Here is a 23,226-nt window from a genome sequence, read left to right as displayed (position 1 = left end):
GAGTATTATTTAAGAAACTTTTGAAATTGAAATGTTTTATTTTGGAGAATTCTTTAAAACACCATTATTGTTTGAAATATTTAAATGAAACTTGATTTTTTATGAATAAAATTTGCTTATTTGTTAACAAATGTTAATTTTGGTAAAATAAGTGTGATTTCTAAAACCTCTCAAAACCTCTCAAAACCTCTCAAAACCTCTCAAAACCTCTCAAAAATATTGTTGTCCCTAAATAACTAGTATGTATAAAAAGTACTCTTTTTTAATATTAATTTATTTCATTAGAAATATATGTCAGTCAATTATTGTTTTGATGTTTAATGATATTTTGACTTACCCTTTAAGAAACGATATACGTTTCTATAAAATTAAAATACACACCAACTTAATATAATATGAAAATCTTTACTCGATTCTCGAATGCAAAATTAATTTATATAACTTTAGTTTTTGTTTTATTTTCTGCAGCAACTATAGTTGCTCAAACTAATACAGCTAGCATACAGGCTGGTGCTTCTTTTCAATGGAAGGATACTCAAACTGTTAATTCAGACCCTGCTACATTGCAAAGTATTACTATTAATGGTGTGGTGTATAGTGAATTCGCAACTCCAACAGCCTATGCTCTTACTCAATTAGGACCTGGTGTTCCTGCTACTGCACATGCAAATAATAATATCAGGCTTAATGGTGGTTTATCTGAGACTGATAGTTCAAGTGGAACTTGGGATGCTTCAGCTTTAGCAGCTGGAGGGGATTTAAATTTAAATCATTATTTCGAAACTAATAGTAATGGAGCTAATATTTGCGATAATTTTACTGCAGCAGACGGAACTCCAAATGAAGAAACAACAGATGCCCAACGACAAACTTTTACGTTTTCTGGAGTGGAAGCATCAGAAAACGCTATTATAGCAATTTCTGAAAGAAATGCGAATAACTGTTTGCATATAGAACTTTATGGTACAACTCCAGGTGGTTTAACGGGGCAGTATTTAGGGGAAACTTTTGTTAATCAAACTTCCACACAATGGGGGTATGGAGGAACCGGAACTAATGGTAGTAACCCTGGTACTCCGGGTACAACAAATCCACCAAATGCTAATTCAGATTATTGGCTATCAGATCGATTACAAGAGAATGGAGGGACGATTGGTATTGCTATATTTTATATAGCAGATATTATAGACCCTGTGAATGCAGGATCTACTGTTACAAGTGTTCAAATTACTGCAGCAACTAATGATCACGGAGATGGTAAAGTGCTTTTATTTGGAGAAATTGATTCTGATAGTGATGGTGTGCCTGATAGTAGTGATATATGCAATGGTTATGATGATAATGTTAATTCAGATGGAGATAATGTACCAGATGGCTGTGATGAAGATGATGATAATGATGGTATTTTGGACAGCATAGAAAATGTTAGTTGTGATATTGCATTAAAAGAAGAAATACATGTATTGTTTAGTGAAGATTTTGGTACAGGTACTGCAAGAGCTACAAACGGTAACGTACTAAATCACACATACGATACTGCAGGTGCTATACCTGATGGTTCTTATGCGGTTGTATCTTCTCTTACTCCGGGGCTTGCATTTTATAACCGCACAGATACTAATGGAGATATAGATGCAAATATAGATCAGTTTTCAGGACCAGCAGGAGGTTCCAATAATGGTAGGTTTTTATCTATCAATATGATTAATACTGGGAATATTGAATTTTATCGTCAATCATTAACTGGTTTGAATATCGGTGCAGATTACAGGTATAGATTAGATTTAGCAGGCTTATGTGGGGGGTGTACTGACTTACCTATATTTAGACTTGAAGTACAAAATAGTGCAGGTACTACTTTAGAATCTATTTCTTCAGCTACATTAGGAGTAGTTAACGATGATATTTGGAAAAGAGTAATATTAAATTTCACAGCTACTACTAATTCAGTAGATATTGTGATTTTTAATGATCAACCTAATGGGTCTGCTGGTAATGATGTTGGGGTTGATAATATTGTTTTTGGTGTATTAGATTGTCCATCAAGTTTAAATGATATAGATAAAGATGGTATTGTAAATTCTTTGGATGATGACAGTGATAATGATGGTTGTAAAGATGCCGTAGAAGCAGGTCATTTAGATGATAATAATGATGGTGAGGTAGATGGTACAGGTTACAATACTAGTGGTAGAGTAACAGGTTTTGCTACAGCTTATACAGGAACAAACTCAAGTGTAACGACTAGTGATGTAATATCTTCAGTTGTTGTAGCACCTAATCCAGTTACAGTATGTGAAGGAACTAACATAACCTTAACAGCTACGCCCACAGGATTAAGAGTTACAAATTTTGGTACAACAGGAGCTACAGGTGATGATACTACTATTCCGATACCTTCGGCAGATTATAGATATGCTTGGTTTATTGGCGCAAGCACAACACCATTAACAGATGTGGCTCCCTATAGTGGTACAAGTTCAGCAAGTTTAACTATTACAAATACCCCAATAGGGTTAAACGGAAATAATTATAGAGTTGAGGTTACAACAATTAATAATAGTTGTCCTGAAGAAGATAGTGCAGCTTTAACAGTAACGGCTACGGTAACGCCAACCTTTAGTTTTACAACAACCTATTGTGAAGGTGCCACAGCAGATGCTTTACCAAGCACTTCAGATAATGGCATTACAGGAACATGGGCAGCCACAGCAATCGACACGAGTATCACGGGCGCTACGGATTATGTGTTTACACCCGATAATGCGAGTCAATGTGGCGAAGCTTTAACAGTATCAGTAACAGTAACGGCTACGGTAACGCCAACCTTTAGTTTTACAACAACCTATTGTGAAGGTGCCACAGCAGATGCTTTACCAAGCACTTCAGATAATGGCATTACAGGAACATGGGCAGCCACAGCAATCGACACGAGTATCACGGGCGCTACGGATTATGTGTTTACACCCGATAATGCGAGTCAATGTGGCGAAGCTTTAACAGTATCAGTAACAGTAACGGCTACGGTAACGCCAACCTTTAGTTTTACAACAACCTATTGTGAAGGTGCCACAGCAGATGCTTTACCAAGCACTTCAGATAATGGCATTACAGGAACATGGGCAGCCACAGCAATCGACACGAGTATCACGGGCGCTACGGATTATGTGTTTACACCCGATAATGCGAGTCAATGTGGCGAAGCTTTAACAGTATCAGTAACAGTAACGGCTACGGTAACGCCAACCTTTAGTTTTACAACAACCTATTGTGAAGGTGCCACAGCAGATGCTTTACCAAGCACTTCAGATAATGGCATTACAGGAACATGGGCAGCCACAGCAATCGACACGAGTATCACGGGCGCTACGGATTATGTGTTTACACCCGATAATGCGAGTCAATGTGGCGAAGCTTTAACAGTATCAGTAACAGTAACGGCTACGGTAACACCAACCTTTAGTTTTACAACAACCTATTGTGAAGGTGCCACAGCAGATGCTTTACCAAGCACTTCAGATAATGGCATTACAGGAACATGGGCAGCCACAGCAATCGACACGAGTATCACGGGCGCTACGGATTATGTGTTTACACCCGATAATGCGAGTCAATGTGGCGAAGCTTTAACAGTATCAGTAACAGTAACGGCTACGGTAACGCCAACCTTTAGTTTTACAACAACCTATTGTGAAGGTGCCACAGCAGATGCTTTACCAAGCACTTCAGATAATGGCATTACAGGAACATGGGCAGCCACAGCAATCGACACGAGTATCACGGGCGCTACGGATTATGTGTTTACACCCGATAATGCGAGTCAATGTGGCGAAGCTTTAACAGTATCAGTAACAGTAACGGCTACGGTAACGCCAACCTTTAGTTTTACAACAACCTATTGTGAAGGTGCCACAGCAGATGCTTTACCAAGCACTTCAGATAATGGCATTACAGGAACATGGGCAGCCACAGCAATCGACACGAGTATCACGGGCGCTACGGATTATGTGTTTACACCCGATAATGCGAGTCAATGTGGCGAAGCTTTAACAGTATCAGTAACAGTAACGGCTACGGTAACGCCAACCTTTAGTTTTACAACAACCTATTGTGAAGGTGCCACAGCAGATGCTTTACCAAGCACTTCAGATAATGGCATTACAGGAACATGGGCAGCCACAGCAATCGACACGAGTATCACGGGCGCTACGGATTATGTGTTTACACCCGATAATGCGAGTCAATGTGGCGAAGCTTTAACAGTATCAGTAACAGTAACGGCTACGGTAACACCAACCTTTAGTTTTACAACAACCTATTGTGAAGGTGCCACAGCAGATGCTTTACCAAGCACTTCAGATAATGGCATTACAGGAACATGGGCAGCCACAGCAATCGACACGAGTATCACGGGCGCTACGGATTATGTGTTTACACCCGATAATGCGAGTCAATGTGGCGAAGCTTTAACAGTATCAGTAACAGTAACGGCTACGGTAACACCAACCTTTAGTTTTACAACAACCTATTGTGAAGGTGCCACAGCAGATGCTTTACCAAGCACTTCAGATAATGGCATTACAGGAACATGGGCAGCCACAGCAATCGACACGAGTATCACGGGCGCTACGGATTATGTGTTTACACCCGATAATGCGAGTCAATGTGGCGAAGCTTTAACAGTATCAGTAACAGTAACGGCTACGGTAACGCCAACCTTTAGTTTTACAACAACCTATTGTGAAGGTGCCACAGCAGATGCTTTACCAAGCACTTCAGATAATGGCATTACAGGAACATGGGCAGCCACAGCAATCGACACGAGTATCACGGGCGCTACGGATTATGTGTTTACACCCGATAATGCGAGTCAATGTGGCGAAGCTTTAACAGTATCAGTAACAGTAACGGCTACGGTAACACCAACCTTTAGTTTTACAACAACCTATTGTGAAGGTGCCACAGCAGATGCTTTACCAAGCACTTCAGATAATGGCATTACAGGAACATGGGCAGCCACAGCAATCGACACGAGTATCACGGGCGCTACGGATTATGTGTTTACACCCGATAATGCGAGTCAATGTGGCGAAGCTTTAACAGTATCAGTAACAGTAACGGCTACGGTAACACCAACCTTTAGTTTTACAACAACCTATTGTGAAGGTGCCACAGCAGATGCTTTACCAAGCACTTCAGATAATGGCATTACAGGAACATGGGCAGCCACAGCAATCGACACGAGTATCACGGGCGCTACGGATTATGTGTTTACACCCGATAATGCGAGTCAATGTGGCGAAGCTTTAACAGTATCAGTAACAGTAACGGCTACGGTAACGCCAACCTTTAGTTTTACAACAACCTATTGTGAAGGTGCCACAGCAGATGCTTTACCAAGCACTTCAGATAATGGCATTACAGGAACATGGGCAGCCACAGCAATCGACACGAGTATCACGGGCGCTACGGATTATGTGTTTACACCCGATAATGCGAGTCAATGTGGCGAAGCTTTAACAGTATCAGTAACAGTAACGGCTACGGTAACACCAACCTTTAGTTTTACAACAACCTATTGTGAAGGTGCCACAGCAGATGCTTTACCAAGCACTTCAGATAATGGCATTACAGGAACATGGGCAGCCACAGCAATCGACACGAGTATCACGGGCGCTACGGATTATGTGTTTACACCCGATAATGCGAGTCAATGTGGCGAAGCTTTAACAATATCAGTAACAGTAACGGCAGGGCCAGATGCAGGTGTTCTTTCAGGAACTCAATCTTTATGTGTCGGTGAGACAACTTCTATTTCTAGTGATGGTGATGCTACAGGAACTTGGACTAGTTCAGATGCAAGTGTTGCTACCATAAATGCCTCAGGAAATTTAGTAGCAGTTAGATCAGGTACAACAACTATTACTTATACTGTAGTTGCCACAGCTCCATGTATTGGTAATGCTACATCGACAATAATTATAACTATACCGGCTACCGATTCAGATGGTGATGGTTTAACAGATTGTGAGGAAACTACAGGCATTGATGATCCGAGTACCCCAGAAGATCCAACAAGCTACCCAGGTGGCCCAACAAGTGATCCAAACGATCCATGTAGTCCAATAGGCATCAACACGACAGATACAGATGGTGATGGCTTAACAGATTGTGAGGAAACCACAGGCATTGATGATCCGAGTACCCCAGAAGATCCAACAAGCTATCCAGGTGGCCCAACAAGTGATCCAAACGATCCATGTAGTCCAATCGGTATCAACACAACAGATACAGATGGTGATGGTTTAACAGATTGTGAGGAAACCACAGGCATCGATGATCCGAGTACCCCGGAAGATCCAACAAGCTACCCAGGTGGCCCAACAAGTGATCCAAACGATCCATGTAGTCCAATCGGTATCAACACAACAGATACAGATGGTGATGGCTTAACAGATTGTGAGGAAACTACAGGCATTGATGATCCGAGTACCCCGGAAGATCCAACAAGCTATCCAGGTGGCCCAACAAGTGATCCAAACGATCCATGTAGTCCAATAGGCATCAACACGACAGATACAGATGGTGATGGCTTAACAGATTGTGAGGAAACCACAGGCATTGATGATCCGAGTACCCCAGAAGATCCAACAAGCTATCCAGGTGGCCCAACAAGTAATCCAAACGATCCATGTAGTCCAATTATAGCAAATTGTTTTCCAATAGCTAATGATGATGGAGGAACTACTGATCCAGGAATGGCTATTATAATAAATATTACTGGTAATGATACAGACCCAGATGGAACAATTGATGATTTAACTATTGATTTAGATCCAAATACTCCAGGGCAACAAAGTACATTTACTGTACCGGGAGAAGGTACGTTTACTGATAATGGAGATGGAACAGTTACATTTAGTCCAGCACCAGGATATAATAATGGAATCACAACGATTACATATACAGTAAATGATAATGATGGTAATACTTCAAACATAGCTACAATAACAGTAGTGGTTCCATTATGTACGTCAACAGTTGATTCAGATGGTGATGGTTTAACAGATTGTGAGGAAACTACAGGCATTGATGATCCGAGTACCCCGGAAGATCCAACAAGCTACCCAGGTGGCCCAACAAGTGATCCAAACGATCCATGTAGTCCAATCGGTATCAACACGACAGATACAGATGGTGATGGCTTAACAGATTGTGAGGAAACAACAGGCATCGATGATCCGAGTACCCCAGAAGATCCAACAAGCTATCCAGGTGGCCCAACAAGTGATCCAAACGATCCATGTAGTCCAATCGGTATCAACACAACAGATACAGATGGTGATGGTTTAACAGATTGTGAGGAAACCACAGGCATCGATGATCCGAGTACCCCGGAAGATCCAACAAGCTACCCAGGTGGCCCAACAAGTGATCCAAACGATCCATGTAGTCCAATCGGTATCAACACAACAGATACAGATGGTGATGGCTTAACAGATTGTGAGGAAACTACAGGCATTGATGATCCGAGTACCCCGGAAGATCCAACAAGCTATCCAGGTGGCCCAACAAGTGATCCAAACGATCCATGTAGTCCAATAGGCATCAACACGACAGATACAGATGGTGATGGCTTAACAGATTGTGAGGAAACCACAGGCATTGATGATCCGAGTACCCCAGAAGATCCAACAAGCTATCCAGGTGGCCCAACAAGTAATCCAAACGATCCATGTAGTCCAATTATAGCAAATTGTTTTCCAATAGCTAATGATGATGGAGGAACTACTGATCCAGGAATGGCTATTATAATAAATATTACTGGTAATGATACAGACCCAGATGGAACAATTGATGATTTAACTATTGATTTAGATCCAAATACTCCAGGGCAACAAAGTACATTTACTGTACCGGGAGAAGGTACGTTTACTGATAATGGAGATGGAACAGTTACATTTAGTCCAGCACCAGGATATAATAATGGAATCACAACGATTACATATACAGTAAATGATAATGATGGTAATACTTCAAACATAGCTACAATAACAGTAGTGGTTCCATTATGTACGTCAACAGTTGATTCAGATGGTGATGGTTTAACAGATTGTGAGGAAACTACAGGCATTGATGATCCGAGTACCCCGGAAGATCCAACAAGCTACCCAGGTGGCCCAACAAGTGATCCAAACGATCCATGTAGTCCAATAGGCATCAATACAACAGATACAGATGGTGATGGCTTAACAGATTGTGAGGAAACCACAGGCATTGATGATCCGAGTACCCCAGAAGATCCAACAAGCTATCCAGGCGGCCCAACAAGTGATCCAAACGATCCATGTAGTCCAATCGGTATCAACACAACAGATACAGATGGTGATGGTTTAACAGATTGTGAGGAAACTACAGGCATCGATGATCCGAGTACCCCAGAAGATCCAACAAGCTATCCAGGTGGCCCAACAAGTGATCCAAACGATCCATGTAGTCCAATAGGCATCAACACGACAGATACAGATGGTGATGGCTTAACAGATTGTGAGGAAACTACAGGCATCGATGATCCGAGTACCCCAGAAGATCCAACAAGCTATCCAGGTGGCCCAACAAGTGATCCAAACGATCCATGTAGTCCAATCGGTATCAACACGACAGATACAGATGGTGATGGCTTAACAGATTGTGAGGAAACAACAGGCATCGATGATCCGAGTACCCCAGAAGATCCAACAAGCTATCCAGGTGGCCCAACAAGTGATCCAAACGATCCATGTAGTCCAATCGGTATCAACACGACAGATACAGATGGTGATGGCTTAACAGATTGTGAGGAAACAACAGGCATCGATGATCCGAGTACCCCAGAAGATCCAACAAGCTATCCAGGTGGCCCAACAAGTGATCCAAACGATCCATGTAGTCCAATAGGCATCAACACAACAGATACAGATGGTGATGGTTTAACAGATTGTGAGGAAACTACAGGCATCGATGATCCGAGCACCCCGGAAGATCCAACAAGCTATCCAGGTGGCCCAACAAGTGATCCAAACGATCCATGTAGTCCAATAGGCATCAACACAACAGATACAGATGGTGATGGTTTAACAGATTGTGAGGAAACTACAGGCATCGATGATCCGAGCACCCCAGAAGATCCAACAAGCTATCCAGGTGGCCCAACAAGTGATCCAAACGATCCATGTAGTCCAATAGGCATCAACACGACAGATACAGATGGTGATGGCTTAACAGATTGTGAGGAAACAACAGGCATCGATGATCCGAGTACCCCAGAAGATCCAACAAGCTATCCAGGTGGCCCAACAAGTGATCCAAACGATCCATGTAGTCCAATAGGCATCAACACGACAGATACAGATGGTGATGGCTTAACAGATTGTGAGGAAACTACAGGCATCGATGATCCGAGTACCCCAGAAGATCCAACAAGCTATCCAGGTGGCCCAACAAGTGATCCAAACGATCCATGTAGTCCAATAGGCATCAACACAACAGATACAGATGGTGATGGCTTAACAGATTGTGAGGAAACAACAGGCATCGATGATCCGAGTACCCCGGAAGATCCAACAAGCTATCCAGGTGGCCCAACAAGTGATCCAAACGATCCATGTAGTCCAATAGGCATCAACACGACAGATACAGATGGTGATGGCTTAACAGATTGTGAGGAAACTACAGGCATCGATGATCCGAGCACCCCGGAAGATCCAACAAGCTATCCAGGTGGCCCAACAAGTGATCCAAACGATCCATGTAGTCCAATAGGCATCAACACGACAGATACAGATGGTGATGGCTTAACAGATTGTGAGGAAACAACAGGCATCGATGATCCGAGTACCCCAGAAGATCCAACAAGCTATCCAGGTGGCCCAACAAGTGATCCAAACGATCCATGTAGTCCAATAGGCATCAACACGACAGATACAGATGGTGATGGCTTAACAGATTGTGAGGAAACTACAGGCATCGATGATCCGAGTACCCCAGAAGATCCAACAAGCTATCCAGGTGGCCCAACAAGTGATCCAAACGATCCATGTAGTCCAATAGGCATCAACACGACAGATACAGATGGTGATGGCTTAACAGATTGTGAGGAAACAACAGGCATCGATGATCCGAGTACCCCGGAAGATCCAACAAGCTATCCAGGTGGCCCAACAAGTGATCCAAACGATCCATGTAGTCCAATAGGCATCAACACGACAGATACAGATGGTGATGGCTTAACAGATTGTGAGGAAACTACAGGCATCGATGATCCGAGTACCCCAGAAGATCCAACAAGCTATCCAGGTGGCCCAACAAGTGATCCAAACGATCCATGTAGTCCAATAGGCATCAACACGACAGATACAGATGGTGATGGCTTAACAGATTGTGAGGAAACTACAGGCATCGATGATCCGAGCACCCCGGAAGATCCAACAAGCTATCCAGGTGGCCCAACAAGTGATCCAAACGATCTATGTAGTCCAATCGGTATCAACACGACAGATACAGATGGTGATGGCTTAACAGATTGTGAGGAAACAACAGGCATCGATGATCCGAGTACCCCAGAAGATCCAACAAGCTACCCAGGTGGCCCAACAAGTGATCCAAACGATCCATGTAGTCCAATAGGCATCAACACGACAGATACAGATGGTGATGGCTTAACAGATTGTGAGGAAACAACAGGTATCGATGATCCGAGTACCCCAGAAGATCCAACAAGCTATCCAGGTGGCCCAACAAGTGATCCAAACGATCCATGTAGTCCAATAGGCATCAACACGACAGATACAGATGGTGATGGCTTAACAGATTGTGAGGAAACTACAGGCATCGATGATCCGAGCACCCCGGAAGATCCAACAAGCTATCCAGGTGGCCCAACAAGTGATCCAAACGATCTATGTAGTCCAATCGGTATCAACACGACAGATACAGATGGTGATGGCTTAACAGATTGTGAGGAAACTACAGGCATTGATGATCCGAGTACCCCGGAAGATCCAACAAGCTACCCAGGTGGCCCAACAAGTGATCCAAACGATCCATGTAGTCCAATAGGCATCAACACGACAGATACAGATGGTGATGGCTTAACAGATTGTGAGGAAACTACAGGCATCGATGATCCGAGTACCCCGGAAGATCCAACAAGCTATCCAGGTGGCCCAACAAGTGATCCAAACGATCCATGTGATCCAATAACATCAGGTTGCCAAGCTACTATAGAAGTAACTAAAAGAGCTCAAGTTTTCGGGACATCATTAGGTGACGAAATTGAGTATACTATCGAAGTTACAAATACAGGAGATGTTGTTTTAACAGATGTAACTTTAGTAGATACTTTCTTAGATGTAAATGGAAAAACAATTTCTTTAACTCAGGAACCAATGTTTGATAATGCAAATCAAGGAAGTGACAAAGGAACACTTCTTGTTGGAGAAACTGCTACTTATATTGCTAGCTTTACAATTACTCAAGAAGCTATAAATGCTGGAGGAGTTAGTAATAGTGTTGTAGCTACTGCATCTACTAAATCTTTAGGAGTTGTTAGTGATACGAGTGATGATGGCGATGATGTAGATGGTAATACATCAGATGATCCTACTGTAACTCAGTTAGGTTGTTTAATTGTATTTAATGAATTTTCACCAGATGGAGATGGAATTAATGATACTTTAATTATTAATTGTATTGAAAACTTCCCTAACAATAAATTAGAAGTATATAACCGTTGGGGTAACAAGGTTTATGAAAAAAGGGCATATAATAATGATTGGGATGGAACATCAAATGGTAGAGTTACAGTTAACAGTTCTGATAAACTACCAGTAGGAACATATTATTATGTTTTAGATTTTGGCGATGGTTCAGAACCAAAAGTGGGATGGTTATACATAAACAGATAATATAAAGTAAACGACTAAAAAAATTAAAAATGATACAAAAATCATCATTCATTAAAGGATTAATTTTAGTAGTATTTACTACACTATTAAGCATCGAAACTAAGGCTCAACAAGATCCTCAGTATACACAATATATGTATAACACCATGAGTGTAAATGCAGCTTATGCAGGTCAGCGAAATGTGTTAAGTGCTACAGCACTTTATAGAACGCAATGGGTTGGTATTGACGGCGCACCAAAAACAATGACGTTTGGTATTCATTCACCGCTAAGAAACGAAAGAATAGGTTTAGGTTTAAATATAGTTAGTGATCAATTAGGACCAGCTGAAGAAACGAGCATTGATGCCAATGTATCTTATACAATCCCAGTTGATGAAGCAGGAGATTTAGAATTATCATTTGGTCTTAAAGGAGGTTTACATATTTTGGATACAGATTGGAGTAAAGGTCGTTTTCAAAATGCGGATAGATTATTTAATGAGAATATTAATTTAATATCACCAACCCTTGGAGCTGGTTTGTATTTACATTCACAAAAATGGTATTTAGGTTTAGCAGTACCAAATATTTTGAATACTGAACACTATGATGATTTTCAAGAATCTATAGCTACTGAACGATTGCATTATTTTTTAATTGGTGGCTATGTGTTTGATTTAAGTGAACGTACCAAGTTAAAACCTGCCTTTTTAGTAAAAGGTGTTTCAGGCGCACCACTCATTGCCGATTTATCGGTTAATGCATTATTCAATGATAAATTCACTTTGGGATTAGCCTACAGATGGGATGATTCTGTAAGTGGTTTATTAGGGTTTCAAATTAACCAAGGACTATTTGTAGGTTATGCTTATGATGCTACAACTACAGCGTTAAATAATTATAATAGTGGAACTCACGAAATTATGTTGCGATTTGAATTACAGCAAATAGGTAAAATTTTATCACCAAGATTCTTCTAAAAGACTATAAACATGAAAAAAAGAATATATATACTATCTATATTAGTTACTTTGGTTTTTAATAGTTCTTTTGCGCAAAAAGCAAAAGCTTCTAGGGCTATTAAGAAATACGAAAACTTATCTTATGTAGAGTCAAGAGATCAACTTTTAGAATTAGCGAACCAAGAGGGCACTTCTCCAGAAGTTATTGAAAAATTAGCAAATGCATTTTATTTTAATAATGAAATGGAAGATGCTTCCATTTGGTTTGAAAAATTACTTAAAATGAATGTTGAGATTAATCCTGAAAACTATTTTAGATATGCTCAAGCTTTAAAAGCTCAAGAAAAGTATAAAGCTTCCAATGAAGTGTTTAAGATTTTTGCTCATAAACAACCTGAAGATTCTAGAACTAAAGCATTTTTCGATAACCTTAATTATTTAACAAACATAGATGCTATTTCTAAAGATTATGAGTTGGAGAATTTAGATATCAACACCAGATTTTCAGACTTTGGAACATCAACCTATGAGGGGCATTTGATTTTTGCTTCATCAAGAGATGAAAATGAAAATGTTTACAAATGGAATGCACAACCATTTTTAGATTTATTTGAATTAAATGAAAATGGAAGTGTTAAAGAAGTAAAAGGTGGTGTAAATACTAAATATCATGAATCTTCAACTACTTTTTCAAAAGATGGGAAAACAGCATATTTTACTCGAAATAATTTTTTCAAAGGAAAGTTTAAAAAGAATAGTAAAAACATTCATGGATTAAAAATTTATAAAGCAACTTTAATTGATAGTGTATGGACTAATATAGAATCTATGCCATTTAATAATGATGAGTATAATGTGGCGCATCCAGCATTAAGTACTGATGAAAAGAAATTATATTTCGCTTCAGATATGCCTGGAACTAAAGGTGCATCTGATATTTTTGTTGTTGATATTAATGAAGATGGAACTTATGGAGAGCCTGTAAATCTGGGTTCAAATATTAATACTGAGGGTAAAGAGAATTTTCCTTTTGTAAGTGAAAAAGGTATACTTTATTTTTCTTCAGATGGTCATGTAGGTCTTGGTGGATTAGATGTTTTTAAAATTGAAATAGATAAAATTAATGCAGTCAAAATAGAAAATTTAGGTAAACCTATTAACAGTCCTAAAGATGATTTTGGATACATTATTAATGAAACTTCAAAAAAAGGCTATATATCATCAAACAGAAAAGGAGGAAAAGGAGATGATGATATTTATAGTTTCGAAATCCCAGAATGTACTTATGTAGTTAATGGAATAGTTGCAGATAAGAGAACTAGAGCAGTTTTAGCCAATGCTTCAGTTGTTTTATCAGATGCTAGTAGTAGCATATTACAAACTGTAAAAAGTGATGCTAATGGAAAGTTTCAATTTACTTTAGGTTGTAATGTGGAAACCTACATAGTAGAGGCTAAGAAGGAAAAATATAGTGACGATTTTATAGATTTTTCGGTAGAAGGAAATAAAAGTAATAGTCAGAATTTAGAATTAAAATTAGAACCTAAAGCTGCTGCTGTAGGAACTGATTTATTTAAATTATTGAATTTAAATCCTATTTATTTTGATTATGATAAATCATTTATTAGACCAGACGCAGAGATCGAATTGGCAAAGATTATCAATTACATGAAAGAATATCCAAATGTGAAGGTTGATGTAAGATCTCATACAGATTCAAGAGGAAGAGACGCATATAATTTTGCATTATCCAATAGAAGAAATAAGTCAACCAAAGCATACATCATAAATAAGGGAGGTCTATCTTCCGATAGATTATCTGGTAAAGGCTACGGAGAAACACAATTAACTAATAACTGTTCTAACGGTGTTAAATGTTCTAAAGAGTCACATCAAGCTAATAGACGTAGTGAGTTTATAGTTGTTGCAAATTAATTTAAACTAACTATTCACTAAAAGCATCTAAATTTATTTAGGTGCTTTTTTTATTTCATAACTTAGGCATAAAACAAGTAATATTTTGTTTGTATTTTTGTTGAACTATGATAGAAGAAAAAGTAATTCTTGTTAATGAACAAAATGAACAAATAGGGCTAATGCCCAAGATGGAAGCTCATGAAAAAGCAGTTTTGCATCGTGCATTTTCAGTATTTATTTTTAATGCTAAAAATGAATTAATGCTTCAACAACGTGCATTAAGTAAATATCATTCACCTGGACTATGGACGAATACATGCTGTAGCCATCAAAGAGATGGAGAATCTAATATTGAAGCAGGAAAAAGACGATTACATGAAGAAATGGGGTTTGTGGTAGATTTGCAAGAGTCTATTTCATTTATCTATAAAGCACCTTTTGATAATGGGTTAACTGAGCATGAATATGACCATGTATTACTGGGAGTATATGATGGATTACCGTTTATTAATAAAGATGAAGTTGAAAGTTGGAAATGGATGCCATTAGAAGAAGTAAAAGACGATATTTCATTACGTCCAGAACATTATACTGAATGGTTTAAAATTATTTTCGACAAATTCTACGAACACATAAATATCAATCAATGAAGGTAACCGTAAGTAGAAAAGCTCATTTTAATGCAGCGCATAGATTATATAGAAAAGATTGGAGTTTTGAAAAAAACGATGTCATTTTTGGAAAATGTAATAACCCAAATTTTCACGGTCATAACTATGAACTTATAGTGAGTGTAACAGGAGAGATTGAAAAAGAAACGGGTTATGTAATCGATATGAAGGTTTTAAAAGATATCATTAAAAGTGAGGTTGAAGACGCTTTCGATCATAAAAACTTAAATGTTGAAGTTCCTGAATTTAAAGATTTGAACCCTACAGCAGAAAACATTGCCGTTGTGATTTATAATAAAATGAAGCCTAAATTATCTGGTGCTTTGAAACTTGAAATTACACTATATGAAACACCACGAAATTTTGTAACATATTCAGGACAATAGAAAAGTAACTCTAGATTTTTTTCCAGAACATTTAGATAATAAAACACTATTTTAAATTTTATAAAGTATCAAAAAGGGATACCTATTGCGTTGAATTGGTCAGTTTTGATGCTATTGGCGTAGATTTTATAGTTAAAAAAACACAACAAATCTGCGATATAACTCACAGAGTTTTCGATTAGAAGAGAGTAGATAATCCTAGTAACTAAAGAGATTTGTTTAACGATTTAGGAATTGATGCGATTGATTTTAATATGTCGACAGTTTTAGAGTTAACTATTCTAAAAAGAGAATTTATCAAATAAAATGATGACTTGTTCTTACTTTACTACGAGCTATTTAAAAGTTATAGATACACTTTCTAAAGTAAATAATAAAGATTCTTTCTTCATTTATATACACGTAGAAGTAAAAAGTGTGAATTTCAGTAAATAGGTATCTTAAAAGCTAAAAACAAGGCGAAACAGTATTGTTGCCAGTAGGAATAGGATCATATAATATTATGTCTAAAAATGTGATATTATTAGAAGTTTATGTTTAGTTTTACAGCAAAATAAAATTAGTATTATGGCAAATATTAGAGATTTAAAAAAAGATATTAACTACGTTTTAGGAGACATTATTGGTGTAGTTTGTAATTGGGAGTTATCGAATACAGATAAAGATACCAAAAAAAGTGAAGCTATCATAGATGAAGCTATAGCTACGTTTGATGAATTAATAGCTAAGGTGAATGATAAAAGTGCTGAAAACAAAAAAGCACATTTTAAAGCAATCAATCAAGAACTTGAGGACAAGGGTAGAGCACTTATCGAAAAAATTAACAAATTAGGTTAACTTTATTTGATAAATAGCTTGCAAACTTAATTACTAAAATTATATTTGCAGCCGTAAAAAGCCGATGTAGCTCAGCTGGCTAGAGCAGCTGATTTGTAATCAGCAGGTCGTGGGTTCGAGTCCCTCCATCGGCTCAAAAAAGCCTCAAAACAAATGTTTTGAGGCTTTTTTAATTTATTAGAATTCAAGATTAGTTTTAATCTTTTTGCTTTCGTTCTTCTAAAAATTTTTGTAATTCTTTACCGTATTTTGATGCTTGAATTTTTGGAGTTAAAGATTTGTGTATGGTATCTAATAGATTAAAATTAGCATCATAAATCTCAGAAAGTGCTATATAAGCAGCAACTTCACTATTCTTGTGATTTAAAGCAAAATTTACTGTTTGCAGGTATCTACTTTTTACAATACTGTTTTGTTTCTTTAAAATAGTAGTTAAGGCACCAGAGTCTTTCGATTTTTTTGCTTCAAAACTTTCTTTAATAAGGTCTAGGTTCCTATCTCTAAGACGAGTCATTAATTTTTGATATTCTTCTAAAACTTTCTGTTGCTCAGAACCATTAATTTTAGCATCGCCAACAAAATTTTTTAATGTAGTATTTACTTCTGTAATACCTTTATCAGCAAAAAAAGTAATTCTATCTTCTTCCTTGGAATTTTTATTAAGATACAGATAGAATAAATCAGCTTCTTCTAAGTTGCTATGCAATTCAAATTGAGGATTACCATTTACAACCACAGAATCTACTGTAACTAAAGCAGTATCAACAACGTGTTTTAAGTAAACAGTTCCTTTTTTTAGACCTTTAATATTTGTTTTCACAATTAAATCACTTTCTTTTTTTGAACAAGAAAATGTTAAGGCAACTAAAATTAAGAGAATATATTTTTTCATAGAATTATAAGAATTTATTGAGCAAATATCTTATAATTATTAAAGATATACTAGCCTACGGAAGCAATTTTCATTAGCTCTGCGCAAAGCATTGCTCCATAGGTGCCAACAACATAACCAAAAACAGCTAAAAGCACACCTACTGTTGCTAAAGAAGGATGGAATGCTGCCGCTACAACCGGGGCAGAAGCTGCACCACCAATATTGGCTTTACTACCAACAGCAAGAAAGAAATAAGGAGCTTTGATAAGTTTAGCAACCAATATTAATAATACCACATGGATGGCCATCCAAACTAGTCCAACAAAAATTAAACCTGGATTTTCTAAAATTTTAGTTAAGTCCATTTTCATTCCAATTGTTGCAACAAGAATATAAATGAATACACTTCCAATTTTACTTGCCCCAGCACCTTCATATTCTTTTAATTTAGTGAATGAAAGCATAATGCCAAGAGCGGTAGCAATAGTAATCATCCAAAAGAATTGTGAGCCAAATGAAGACATGGCTGAAGATTTATCTCTAACTGATTCAAAATTAGAGGTTAAAAAATCAGAAACATTATTAGCTCCAAAATGAGCTAAACCTACTACTGTAAAAGCGATACCAAGTATAATCATAAAATCTGTTAATGTTGGGTTTCTTGAAATTTTAGAAGCATAAGTAGACACACGTTCCTTTAAAGCTTCAATGGCGCTATTATCTGCTTTTAACCATTTATCAATTTTTTCAGATTTCCCGATTCCTAAAAGTAAAATCGCCATCCATATATTAGCCACAACAATATCTACTATAACCATTCCTGCATAATTATCGGTATTATAGCCATAAATTTCTAGCATAGCAGCTTGATTTGCACCACCACCAATCCAACTACCAGCTAATGTTGCCAAACCTCGCCATACAGCATCAGGACCAGCACCTCCAACGGTCTCAGGAGATATCATAGATATCAATAAAATAGCCAAAGGTCCACCAATAACAACGCCTAATGTACCAGTTAAAAACATAATGAGCGCTTTTGGACCTAAATTATAAATGGCTTTTAAGTCAATACTTAGAGTCATTAATACCAATGCTGCGGGTAATAAAAACCGACTGGCAATATAATACACTTGAGATTTGTGTTCAATAATATTACCAGCTTCATCACTAGTTGTCCACTCTGGGGCAATTATGCCTAGAGTTGTTAAAGTTCCAGGAAGCATATACGCCATTAATAGTGCAGGAATATATTTGTAAAACTTTTTCCAAAAGGAATTAGGGCTAGATGAAGTGTAAAACACAAAACCTAACGTGAGCATTAATAATCCGAATACGATGGTATCTCCAGTAAAAATTGGTTTATTTATCATTTTATTTTTTGAAATTCTAAGATAATCAAAATATATAAAGGAAATATTTTAGTTTGGCACAAAGATTGTGTTATAAAAAGTAATTACAATTCATAGCAATAGTTTATTGAGTGGTTACTTTAAACTTTTAGAAATGTAATTTCATATTTTGGTTGGTTAGTTAGTAAAAAAGCACTCTACTTGGAGTGCTTTTTTTGTAGATTAATTTTTAATAAAGTATGTCGTTCGTCGATAATATGTATTACATCGACTATCTGTGTTAAAAAAAAGTGTATTTCAACGATTATTTATGTTTTTTATCGTTATAACTAAAATGCATTTTTATATTTGCCCCGTACTAAATAACATACTTTTTAGTTCAATGGATTAATTAATTAATATTTGCATTATGTTGTCGATGTGGAGACCCCAAATCTAGCACATAATATAAAAAGCAAATTAAGAAAGAACCGAGTTTGAGGGAACTCGGTTTTTTTGTGGAATAATGCGAAATGTTAGGTTAATTCTTTGTCCTATATTTTTTTTTGTTTTTGGTATTTGGTGTAGCCAGTTATCCTGCGTGGAACCTTGCATTAGCAGTAAACTGCCATGATTTAAAACAAGTTTAGTTTTTAGGTTTTTATCATCTTTATGTTTTAAATGAAAAACACGATCTTCTCCTAAACTTATAGATGCAATTATAGGGTTTTTTCTAGTGCTTTTTCATTGTCTGCATGCCAACCATTACTATCATTTCCATCTCTGTATAAATTGGCTAAACAGCTTGTAAATTCTATATCTAATTCTGTTTCAATTAAAGACTTGATTTCTAGTAATTTGCCGACAAATGGTTTGGGATGCATTACAATATTACTGTACTTGTAAATCTTGCCATTATTCCCAAAAAAAGCGGTTAATCTGGGTTGATTATATATTTTTCCAAAAACAGTAATTTTATCTTGTTGCCAATTAATTTTATCTAATAAATTATTAAAGTAATTGTTCGCTTCTTTTTTATTAAAAAATGTTGGATAATAGATAATATCAGCATCTTTCAATTTTAAATTAACAGAATTGGAGAGTTGCATAACTTTTTTATTTTCTAATTTAGCACAAATCAAAACATAAATGAAGTACCATTTAGTAATTTTATTTTTTTATTTCGTTAGTTGCCTTTGGCCAATTACCAAAAGGTTTTGTGTATGCTAATGACAAAATTCCGGATTTAGAAATTGAGCTACGCTATTTTGGAACAAATAACTTTGTAGGTAAGCCTATTGAAGGGTACAATAATAATTGTCTTATTTTAACTGAAGAAACCGTTGAAGCCTTGAAAGTAATTCAACTTAAATTGAAAAAACAAAATTTAGGATTAAAGGTTTATGATGGTTATCGTCCTCAACGTGCTGTAAATCATTTCATAAAATGGGCAAGAGATTTAAACGATACCATAAATAAATCTAGGTTTTATCCAGATGTTAAAAAGAGATATTTATTCAAAGAAGAATATATTGCCACTCGATCTGGACATACAAAGGGAAGTACCGTAGATCTTACTTTAGTAGATTTAAAAACTAATAAGGAATTGGATATGGGAAGTATTTATGACTTTTTGGGATACAATCTTGGGTAAATTATCAGTATATTTCAAAAGCACAAAGTCATAATAGAAAATTACTTCAAAATATAATGTTGAGAAATGGTTTTAGAAATTACCCAAGAGAATGGTGGCATTTTACATTACGAAACCAACCTTTTCCAAATACTTATTTTGATTTTCCTATTGAATAAAAAACTACTTTCAGAATAGTGAAAGCAGTTTTTAAAGTTTAGTTTAATTAATATGAAATAGAATTATAGAATTATTCTTTATCCAAATTCTTAGTCATATTAAACCCTATAAATAAGCCAATACCAGCCATAAAGAAAATAGTAGCTGGATATACAGCATCTTCATCCAAGCTTGTATAATTATCTAGAATACTTGCAATAAAAACTCCTATTCCAATACCCATTAATAATAGTGAGAGGTTTAAAAGGATTACCTTCCAAATAGGAGAGGCATGGCTTTTACCTTTTATGAAAATACTAGCGTCTGCGCCTTTTTCGATAAGGGCTAAGCGTTCTTTGTTTCTTGTTGATAAATAAAGATAAACCATTCCGAAAATTGCTAAAAATAAGCTAATTGGTATTAATGTTCCTTCCATAATTGTTTGTTTTTAATTGATTATTTTTAATGTGTTTATAGTTTATGACGATGTACTTTTAATTTTGGTTACACTCCTTTTAATGTTTTTTCATTTTAAATGTAACCAATAACAAAATATATTCGTCTTACTTTTAAAATGACCACTAACGACCAACATTATATTAATTTAATCATTGAAGGTGATACAAATGCATTTTCTGTATTAGTAAATCGTTATAAAGATTTAGTATTCACTCTAACTCTTAGAATGCTTAAAAATAGAGAAGAAGCCGAAGAAGTAGCACAAGATACTTTTATAAAGGCATATAAATCTTTAAATAAATTTAAAGGTAATTCTAAATTTTCTACTTGGATTTATAAAATAGCATACAATACAAGTTTAGATAGATTAAAAAAGAATAGAAAATATATTAATGATGTAGCTATTGATGATTTTACAGAACACCAAGTGAAAACAATTGATAATGCTTTAGATAATTTGGTGAATCAAGAACGCGAAGAGGTTATAAAAAGTTGTATTAATAAGTTACCAAGTATTGATGGGGTTTTATTAACTCTATATTATTTTGAAGAACATTCTTTAGAGGAAATATCGCAAATTATTGGATTAACTCCTAACAACGTAAAAGTAAAGTTGTTCAGAAGTAGAAAAAAATTGGCAACTATTTTAAAACAAAGACTAGAACCAGAATTAATTGAATATTATGAAAGAGACCGGAGATAAATATTTATATGATTTTACAAAAAAGTGGTAAAAGAAGTAGGAATCGAAAGTCCTTTTTTGAATTTTACTGATACTGTAATGTCTCAAGTAAAGGCTATAAATGAAAGCCAAGCTATAGTTTATAAACCTTTAATATCTAAAACAGCATGGGTTTTAATATTAGTGGGTTTTTTTACTATAATATTTTATGCGCTATATTCTGAAACACCAGAAGGTTCTGTGAGTTGGTTTAATACTATAGATTTTAGTTTAATACCTAACTATACAGTTTCAGATTTTAAATTATCAAAAACTTTAATGTATACTATAGTACTTTTATGTTTGATGATTTGTATTCAAGTGCCTTTATTGAAACACTATTTTAATAAACGATTGAGTGTTTAAGTTTAAAACGATTATTTTTAAGGGCATTTTTCTCCAACTCCATTTGATCTCTCATTTGTTTTATGGTAAGCGTACTTCCATCATGACTCCATCCTGGAGGTCCAAAAGCATACATAAATTTATGATATAAGTTCTTACTTTTCTTCATGTCATTCCAAATATCTTTATACTCATGTGTTAGAATAATTAAAGGATTGTAAGAGTTTGGTGGTTTAGTAACACCGTACTGAATTTCAATATCATCATCTAATTCTTTCTCCATGTACCAAAAATTTTATCAAACATATTTAAAAATCCACCATGATTTTTATCCATATACTCTAAATTTTTGGCATGATGTACTTGGTGCATGGTATGCGTATTAAATATTTTCTCTATGATTCCTAATTTAGGAACATATGTAGAATGTAACTGAAATTGCCACAATGCCTCAATACCTAAACAAACCACTACCATTTCTGGTGGAAACCCAATAGCAGGAAGCCACATATAAAATAGAGGTTTGTATAAAATGGTAAACCAGCCGTTTCTAACAGCTGTACCCAAATTAAAATTATCTGATGAGTGATGCACAATGTGTGCAGCCCATAAAAAACGAATCATATGATTTTCTCTATGAAACCAATAATAAGTAAAATCATCCAAAAATTGACATGCAAACCAAACAGGTAAACTGTAACTAAAAGATTCCCACCCCATAATATTCATTCTTACACCATCAACCATAGGGTTAAACAAATCATACATATAATTAAAAATGATGATGGCAGAAATTGTTTTGATTAAAGGTGCTATTACCACAGAGCCAATACCCATAAATAGGCTAGAGCCTAAATCTTTCCAATCGTATAAATCTTTATGATCATGGGTTTTACTGTAAGTAAGTTCTACTAGAATGAGCCCTAAAAAACAAGGAACACCATAAACTAAAGGGTTTGTAAAATCCATTTATTGTAATTGAGAGTAATTTATTAATGTTTAAG

15 protein-coding genes, 1 tRNA gene and 1 pseudogene are annotated in these 23,226 nt (G+C 36.2%); 11 read left to right on the top strand and 6 right to left on the bottom strand.

Annotation, left to right across the window (positions count from 1 at the left end; translation table 11 throughout):
• The first annotated feature begins 395 nt into the window (after positions 1 to 395).
• The 7 genes from AC0L5U_RS08610 (at position 396) to AC0L5U_RS08580 (ending at position 16,834) form a co-directional block, all read left to right on the top strand.
• Entirely contained in the window at positions 396 to 11,945 is an 11,550-nt protein-coding gene (locus AC0L5U_RS08610) for a T9SS type B sorting domain-containing protein (protein ID WP_473415842.1), read from the top strand.
• A gap of 29 nt (positions 11,946 to 11,974) precedes the next feature.
• Complete coding sequence (locus AC0L5U_RS08605) at positions 11,975 to 12,907, top strand: PorP/SprF family type IX secretion system membrane protein (protein ID WP_473415841.1); 933 nt, start codon at positions 11,975 to 11,977, stop codon at positions 12,905 to 12,907.
• Between the two features lie 12 nt (positions 12,908 to 12,919).
• On the top strand, positions 12,920 to 14,824 hold the full coding sequence (locus AC0L5U_RS08600) for an OmpA family protein (RefSeq protein ID WP_473415840.1): 1,905 nt from the start codon (positions 12,920 to 12,922) through the stop codon (positions 14,822 to 14,824).
• A 107-nt stretch (positions 14,825 to 14,931) separates the two neighbouring features.
• Positions 14,932 to 15,456 carry an isopentenyl-diphosphate Delta-isomerase gene (gene idi, locus AC0L5U_RS08595; RefSeq protein WP_473415839.1) on the top strand — a complete coding sequence of 175 codons (525 nt, stop codon included), beginning with the start codon at positions 14,932 to 14,934 and terminating at the stop codon, positions 15,454 to 15,456.
• Positions 15,453 to 15,863 (top strand): 6-pyruvoyl trahydropterin synthase family protein, encoded by a 411-nt coding sequence (locus AC0L5U_RS08590; protein ID WP_473415838.1) that lies wholly within the window; start codon positions 15,453 to 15,455, stop codon positions 15,861 to 15,863. The genes idi and AC0L5U_RS08590 overlap by 4 nt, the downstream gene beginning before the upstream one ends.
• 567 nt (positions 15,864 to 16,430) lie before the next feature.
• Entirely contained in the window at positions 16,431 to 16,700 is a 270-nt protein-coding gene (locus tag AC0L5U_RS08585) for a hypothetical protein (RefSeq protein ID WP_473415837.1), read from the top strand.
• A 60-nt stretch (positions 16,701 to 16,760) separates the two neighbouring features.
• Positions 16,761 to 16,834: transfer RNA gene (locus AC0L5U_RS08580), tRNA-Thr, on the top strand.
• A 62-nt stretch (positions 16,835 to 16,896) separates the two neighbouring features.
• Here AC0L5U_RS08580 and AC0L5U_RS08575 read toward each other — a convergent pair.
• From AC0L5U_RS08575 to AC0L5U_RS08560, 4 genes are all read right to left on the bottom strand, one after another.
• The gene (locus AC0L5U_RS08575) at positions 16,897 to 17,592 is read right to left on the bottom strand and encodes a DUF4369 domain-containing protein (RefSeq protein ID WP_473415836.1); all 696 of its coding nucleotides are present in this window, start codon (positions 17,590 to 17,592) and stop codon (positions 16,897 to 16,899) included.
• A 50-nt stretch (positions 17,593 to 17,642) separates the two neighbouring features.
• The gene (locus AC0L5U_RS08570) at positions 17,643 to 18,947 is read right to left on the bottom strand and encodes a DUF819 family protein (protein ID WP_473415834.1); all 1,305 of its coding nucleotides are present in this window, start codon (positions 18,945 to 18,947) and stop codon (positions 17,643 to 17,645) included.
• Between the two features lie 438 nt (positions 18,948 to 19,385).
• Complete coding sequence (locus AC0L5U_RS08565; RefSeq protein WP_473416222.1) at positions 19,386 to 19,616, bottom strand: alpha-ketoglutarate-dependent dioxygenase AlkB; 231 nt, start codon at positions 19,614 to 19,616, stop codon at positions 19,386 to 19,388.
• An 8-nt stretch (positions 19,617 to 19,624) separates the two neighbouring features.
• A complete protein-coding gene (locus AC0L5U_RS08560) occupies positions 19,625 to 20,014 on the bottom strand; it encodes an alpha-ketoglutarate-dependent dioxygenase AlkB family protein (protein WP_473415833.1) in 390 nt (129 codons plus the stop codon).
• 110 nt (positions 20,015 to 20,124) lie between these two features.
• On the opposite strand from AC0L5U_RS08560, the gene AC0L5U_RS08555 reads away from it, so the two are divergent.
• Together AC0L5U_RS08555 and AC0L5U_RS08550 are read left to right on the top strand one after the other, a co-directional pair.
• Positions 20,125 to 20,559, top strand: a complete 435-nt coding sequence (locus AC0L5U_RS08555) for a M15 family metallopeptidase (RefSeq protein WP_473415832.1) — start codon at positions 20,125 to 20,127, stop codon at positions 20,557 to 20,559.
• Positions 20,560 to 20,615: 56 nt separating this feature from the next.
• Positions 20,616 to 20,717 carry a M15 family metallopeptidase gene (locus AC0L5U_RS08550; protein WP_473415831.1) on the top strand — a complete coding sequence of 34 codons (102 nt, stop codon included), beginning with the start codon at positions 20,616 to 20,618 and terminating at the stop codon, positions 20,715 to 20,717.
• A 71-nt stretch (positions 20,718 to 20,788) separates the two neighbouring features.
• Here the strand turns inward: AC0L5U_RS08550 and AC0L5U_RS08545 are convergent, their stop codons facing one another.
• Positions 20,789 to 21,133 (bottom strand): DUF6249 domain-containing protein, encoded by a 345-nt coding sequence (locus AC0L5U_RS08545; RefSeq protein WP_473415830.1) that lies wholly within the window; start codon positions 21,131 to 21,133, stop codon positions 20,789 to 20,791.
• A 138-nt stretch (positions 21,134 to 21,271) separates the two neighbouring features.
• Here AC0L5U_RS08545 and AC0L5U_RS08540 point away from each other — a divergent pair, with 138 nt between their 5' ends.
• A complete protein-coding gene (locus AC0L5U_RS08540) occupies positions 21,272 to 21,859 on the top strand; it encodes an RNA polymerase sigma factor (RefSeq protein ID WP_473415829.1) in 588 nt (195 codons plus the stop codon).
• A 24-nt stretch (positions 21,860 to 21,883) separates the two neighbouring features.
• Positions 21,884 to 22,243, top strand: a complete 360-nt coding sequence (locus tag AC0L5U_RS08535; RefSeq protein WP_473415828.1) for a hypothetical protein — start codon at positions 21,884 to 21,886, stop codon at positions 22,241 to 22,243.
• Here AC0L5U_RS08535 and AC0L5U_RS08530 read toward each other — a convergent pair.
• A pseudogene (locus AC0L5U_RS08530) lies at positions 22,221 to 23,191 on the bottom strand (sterol desaturase family protein). The gene AC0L5U_RS08535 and the pseudogene AC0L5U_RS08530 overlap by 23 nt on opposite strands.
• Positions 23,192 to 23,226 lie beyond the last annotated feature (35 nt).

This window comes from Jejuia sp. G7-7 (assembly GCF_055808955.1).
The sequence above is the reverse complement of the archived record's forward strand: the minus strand, read 5'-3'. Positions and strand labels throughout refer to the sequence as shown.